This is a genomic window from Chromobacterium sp. LK1 (genome assembly GCF_001043555.1).
Taxonomy (GTDB): Bacteria; Pseudomonadota; Gammaproteobacteria; order Burkholderiales; family Chromobacteriaceae; genus Chromobacterium; species Chromobacterium aquaticum.
Window position 1 is genome coordinate 1 of record NZ_LDUI01000082.1, and the last position, 4,886, is coordinate 4,886.

Below are 4,886 nucleotides of genomic sequence, written 5' to 3' on the forward strand. Positions count from 1 at the left end.
CCTCCTTAGCCTGCGTTTTGTACCAGCCGATTTCAGCAGCGGCGCGAGTGACTGCGAGCATCAATGCTTGCTCTGCCGTCTGTTCCCCATTGCAGAACCGCTCAGTCTTCACCGCAGCCTCCACTTTGTGATTTGCGCCAACCACTACGGTTACTACGCCCGCGGCTCGATCAACCTCGACAAGCAGACCAAGCACGCAAATCAGTCGCATCGCGTCTTCAAAGCTTTCTCGCGGATCGAACTCATCACCCGTGCAGTGATCCGCCAGCCATTGGCGCTCGCCGCTCACTTCGTCCAGCAACCCTAGATAGCCGGCGGCTTCGGCGGCCAGCTCTATCTGCTCGTATGGGTTCGTAATTTCGGGCATGCTCACTCCCAATAGAAAAGGGCCGCCGCGGCGACCCATCGAATTACCATCCGGCCATCTGCGCGATAGCCGGTGTGGACCCAGCAGCCGGTCATGCGGCCACCCTCCGCCGCGAACGCAGCGCATCGTCAATCCGTCGGCCAAGCCATTGAACGACCGGCACCGCCTTGCTGTTGCCTATCGCCTTATAGCGCGGGCCATCCGCTGCGGGTTTGCCACGGAACGGGACATCGGTGTAGCCGTCGGGGAAGCCCTGCAGGCGCTCGCACTCGGTCGGTGTCAGGCGGCGGACGGACATATCCACCAGAGCGGCGGGGTATCCCTGACCGGGCTTTCCGCCACCGGCGGTTATTGACCAGCAGTATTCGGTGAGCCTGACCTCTGCCCGCTGATTCTCGCTCACGGCCAAAGCCACCCCATGCTGCGCGCTGGCCTGCAGCGTGAACATTGGATCGCCATTGTCGCCAATTCCCATCCCTGCGCGTTGGTCAGTCGTACTCGCTCCAGTGCGCTTGCCGACTTCGAGCAACGGGTAGACGACCGCATTTTCCTGCCCCTGGTTGCGGCCCAGCGTATGAGCGAGGTTCACGGTTACGTCAGGGTCTTGCGTGCCGTGAACAGACAGAACAGGGATGATCGGCTGGCCACGCCCTGTGCCGTCCTCGCTGGCGTCGAAGCCTTCCGCCTTGAGCGTGTGAGTGATATCGCCAGTGACGCACTGAACCGGAATGAGTAGGCCGCTCTCCGCATCCTGCTGTGTTGCAGATCCCGCCGCCTTCCCATTGGCCTGCAACGTGCCGGCCAGCGGCTGGACGGCAAACGTATCAAACTCGAAATCAATACGCTGACCCTTCGAAGTCAGGCAGGCGGCAACGTCAAGGCTGCCGGCAGTGCGGCCCCCGCCAAAGCATTCGATAACGTGGTTTGCAGCGGCTTCGTCTGGTCCAATCCTCCAACCGCCACCACTTGAAGCGCCCGTAGTAATGGCTCCGGCAAGTCGCGCTTGCGCTTCTCTGCTCGGCGCAGAATCCCGGCGCACGCCGTCGAACTCAAAAAGTACCGCTGCGGGATCAAACCCTTTTCGAGCACTTGCGACAACGAAGACACGTCGGCGGCGTTGGGCCACTCCGAAATATTGGGCATCGAGGACTCGCCACGCGACTGCGCGCGAGGGTCCAAACACACAACCAGCGTTCGTCCATTTTTTCCCTGCGGGCTGCAGCTCGCAATCTTCGCCGGCAAGCGCGCCCAGGAAGCAGCCAAAGGCGTTATCTTTTGACGAAAGGACGCCGGGGACATTTTCCCAGACGACAACTGCTTCGGGCTCTCCTCGCCGGCGTCGAATAAAGTCAATTGCATCTGCCAGCTCCACGTATTTGATAGTCAGCGCACCCCGGTCATCGGCCAGGCCTTCGCGCAGGCCGGCCACGCTGAACGCCTGGCACGGAGTGCCACCGACCAGCAGCTCCGGCGCCTCAACTTCGCCGATGAGGACGCGCCGAGAGATCCTAGTCATGTCGCCCAGGTTTGGCACATCGGGGTAGTGATGAGCGAGCACGGCTGACGGAAACGGCTCGATCTCTGCCAGCCATGCCGCCGACCAGCCCAGCGGATGCCAGGCGGCGCTGGCGGCTTCGATGCCGCTGCAAACTGATCCGTAGCGCATGTTGATTCCTACAAAAGCAAAGCCGCCCGTGTGGGCGGCAAGTTGATCGGAGCGCCGGGATTGAGCCGGCGCCAGGCGGCGAGGTCGTCGTCGGTCATGAGGTCACCTTCTTGTAGATATTGAGCTGCCGCTCCCTCCGCACAATCCGCAGCAGCCCAGCGTTGACCGCATCAGTGCAGATCAGCCGCGCCGACTCGATGCTGAGGCAGAGCAACTTGGCCACGTCCGCGCTCGTGAACTCGCCGCGCGGCATGTCTTCGACCCTGTGCTCCACCCGATCCAGCGAGTACCGCGCGCCGGCGGGCCGCCGCTTCTTCGGCTCCGGCCGGTAGAAGAGATGCGCGAGCCCGGGGACGACGCGCGGCTCGCTCGTGATGTCGGGGTACATCACGCCGCGGCCTCGCGAACCAACTGGATCACGTTGTCGCGAGACTCCGGCGACAGGCTGGCCACGGCCAAGGCGGCTTCCAGTTCCTTTATGCGCAGGTCAGCCGCTGCGAGTTGAGCCTCCAGCTGTTTTACCTCTACTTCGCTCGAGCTCAAGCAAACATTTGCCGGCAGCAGCTTGCTTCTTTCGTTGGTCATGGTTTGGCTCCTTCCTGGGCGCCGTGGGCGCCCAGGTGTGATTCGGTGATTACGCGGCCGCTGCAGTGTCAGCGTCGTTGCTGCTATTGGCGTCCAACTGCTCCAGCGTGCCGCCGGCGTCCAGCCAAGCCTGTACCCATGCCGGCTTACGGCCGCGGCCGGTCCACGTCAGACGGGAGTCGTCGGGGTGCTGGTAGCGCACCGCCGGGCCGGTGGTAGTGGCCGGCGCATCGGGTTTCGGTCCGTCACCGGCGCTCGGCTCTGCCTGGTCCCCGCCGGCCAGCTCCTTGTGAAACTCTTTCCAGCCTTTGACCCATTCGATGCACAGCGCTCCGGACATGATCGGGCAATCGCTCTCAGGCTTGCCGGCCAGTGCCGCGTCGTAGCCGTCGTCAAATGCTTTGTCGAGCTGTTCCTCGGTCGGCGTTTCATCGCCCGGCGCCGGCAACTGCGGCGCGTCGGCCACGAACTCGGCGTCGACAACATTGCCGCCGAAGATGTCGCCCATGCCGCCGCCGTCGTTATTGTGGTACTCGTGACCGAGGTCCATCGCGCGCTGGTCCGGTTCGCCGACGATCTCGTCCATGCCACCCAGGTTTTCGTCGGCGTTGGCCACCACCAGCAGGCAAGCCTTGCCGGTGGCGCGCAGCAGGTCGACGATGCCGGGTTCGTTCTGGTTGACCTTGAACTGGACCTTCACGCCGTCTTTGCTGACGAATTGCTCCAAGTTGGCCGGCACGGTGACGCGACCTTCAGAGCTCAGCAGATGGATTGCCATTCTGACGTTCGACTCGACGCGCTTGCGCATACGCTCGATCACGTCGTCCTGCTTGGCCTGGCTGAGCTTCTGCCAGACATCCGGCAGCAGCTTCACTTCAGCTACCAGCGCGCTGAGCAGGTCTTTACCGATGGTGTCGGAGGTCATCGCGCGGAAGTCTTTGTTGTCTTGCATGGGGTGATCCTTTCAGATTGAGGAGGCAATGCGTTCTAAGTGATGGCGCTGCAGACTGCTGATGTGCATGCCCATGCCGTACTGCTTCAGCCGGGCTTGCATGGTTTCGATGAAGTCGCGGTCCCAGTCGCTGCTGGCGTTGGTTTCCGCGTCTGAGAGAAGATCGCGCAGCCGGTCGGGCGTATAGAGCGAGCTGGCCGGCCGCGTGGAGATGACGCGGCTCATGGGTTAATCACCCAACAGCTCAGCCCGGCGCGCGTGATACAGGTCGCTCAGCTGCTGGAAGGCTTCGCCATCGGCAATGCCGCTGAACTCGTCGGCCATCAAATCCAGCGTGTCTACGTCCTTGCAGTTGCCGATCCGGGTCTTGAAGCCGTCCAAGTCGAAACCGGGAGCGCCTGCGGCTGCAGCCGGCGCGGCCTGGGCGCGCAGTTCCTCGACTCGCTGCTGATAGCGCTTCACCGCGACGGCGCAGTCCTGCTCTCCCAGCTGGCCGACCATCTCCTTCGCGGCCTGCATCTGAGCCCGCCCGCCGGCCGTGCTGATAGCAAGCAAGACGTCGTCCAAGCTTGGGGCTGGCAGAGCGGCCGGCGCAGGCTTGGCCGCAAGACGCTGCTTGAGCTGAGCCGTTCGCGTAGCCGGCGCGGCAGCGGCCGGCGCACTATTGGCGCGCGGCGTGATGTCGCGCTCTGCTGGGCGCTCTGCCAGCTCATCGGTGGTGTAGACGCCCAGAATTGCACCGGGTGTCGTTGCCCGCGCCCAGTTCTTGACCTGCAAGTAACCCATCTGCTGTTTCGGGTTCGTCTTCCAGAGAGGGGAATTCTTAACGGTGACTTCGCTGATCTTCAGCCACTCGTTCCAGACCAGATCCGACTCGCCGGCGGGAATAGCAGCCACCCGACATTCCAGGTGATTTCCCTCGCCGCGGTATTCGTAATGAAACCGCCCCTTGATTGCGCCGGTGGCCTGCAGGACCGCATTGACCAGTTGCGCCTCGTAGCCCAACGCGCCATTCACAATGTGGGTCTTCTGCCCCACCGCGAATGGGTTCATCTTCCACTGCATCGCCTGCATAACCACTGCCATGCAGTCACCAGGGCTGTTCTGCAGGTGCTTCGGGATCGTCGCCTTCCCGCTGGCCATGATCTCGGCCACCCGCATCATGCGGTCGATGCTGCCATCGTCTAGCACCAGCGCAGAGGTGGAGGTCTCGTGGCCATGGAACGCCGGCACCTCGGTGACGGCCTCGTGTTCAATCAGTTCGCTCATGCTGCTTGCTCCTTTTGCCCCTTCGCCTTCTTGTGGCGGAAATCGAT

The 4,886-nt window shown here is 62.9% G+C and carries 7 protein-coding genes; all 7 read right to left on the bottom strand.

The window, feature by feature from the left end:
• Positions 1-367 (bottom strand): hypothetical protein (locus VI26_RS22890; protein ID WP_048412060.1); only part of this gene is annotated, 367 nt, incomplete at its 3' end.
• Between the two features lie 91 nt (positions 368-458).
• Complete coding sequence (locus tag VI26_RS22895) at positions 459-2,033, bottom strand: DNA cytosine methyltransferase (protein WP_048412061.1); 1,575 nt, start codon at positions 2,031-2,033, stop codon at positions 459-461.
• 94 nt (positions 2,034-2,127) lie between these two features.
• A complete protein-coding gene (locus VI26_RS22900; protein ID WP_048412062.1) occupies positions 2,128-2,421 on the bottom strand; it encodes a hypothetical protein in 294 nt (97 codons plus the stop codon).
• Positions 2,421-2,618, bottom strand: a complete 198-nt coding sequence (locus VI26_RS22905) for a hypothetical protein (protein ID WP_048412063.1) — start codon at positions 2,616-2,618, stop codon at positions 2,421-2,423. The genes VI26_RS22900 and VI26_RS22905 overlap by 1 nt, the downstream gene beginning before the upstream one ends.
• 49 nt (positions 2,619-2,667) lie before the next feature.
• Positions 2,668-3,570 carry a ribosome modulation factor gene (locus VI26_RS22910; RefSeq protein WP_048412064.1) on the bottom strand — a complete coding sequence of 301 codons (903 nt, stop codon included), beginning with the start codon at positions 3,568-3,570 and terminating at the stop codon, positions 2,668-2,670.
• 12 nt (positions 3,571-3,582) lie between these two features.
• Positions 3,583-3,795, bottom strand: coding sequence for a hypothetical protein (locus VI26_RS22915; RefSeq protein WP_048412065.1), 213 nt, complete (start codon positions 3,793-3,795; stop codon positions 3,583-3,585).
• A gap of 3 nt (positions 3,796-3,798) precedes the next feature.
• Positions 3,799-4,839: a recombinase RecT gene (locus VI26_RS23470; protein ID WP_053074597.1), complete on the bottom strand. Its 1,041-nt coding sequence runs from the start codon at positions 4,837-4,839 to the stop codon at positions 3,799-3,801.
• Between the last annotated feature and the right edge of the window lie 47 nt (positions 4,840-4,886).

Excerpts from the sequence above, each read along its gene's own strand:
- VI26_RS22895 (WP_048412061.1), bottom strand. The coding sequence starts at position 2,033 with ATGCGCTACGGATCAGTTTGCAGCGGCATCGAAGCCGCCAGCGCCGCC.
- VI26_RS22905 (WP_048412063.1), bottom strand. The coding sequence starts at position 2,618 with ATGACCAACGAAAGAAGCAAGCTGCTGCCGGCAAATGTTTGCTTGAGC.
- VI26_RS22900 (WP_048412062.1), bottom strand. The coding sequence starts at position 2,421 with ATGTACCCCGACATCACGAGCGAGCCGCGCGTCGTCCCCGGGCTCGCG.
- VI26_RS22915 (WP_048412065.1), bottom strand. The coding sequence starts at position 3,795 with ATGAGCCGCGTCATCTCCACGCGGCCGGCCAGCTCGCTCTATACGCCC.
- VI26_RS23470 (WP_053074597.1), bottom strand. The coding sequence starts at position 4,839 with ATGAGCGAACTGATTGAACACGAGGCCGTCACCGAGGTGCCGGCGTTC.
- VI26_RS22910 (WP_048412064.1), bottom strand. The coding sequence starts at position 3,570 with ATGCAAGACAACAAAGACTTCCGCGCGATGACCTCCGACACCATCGGT.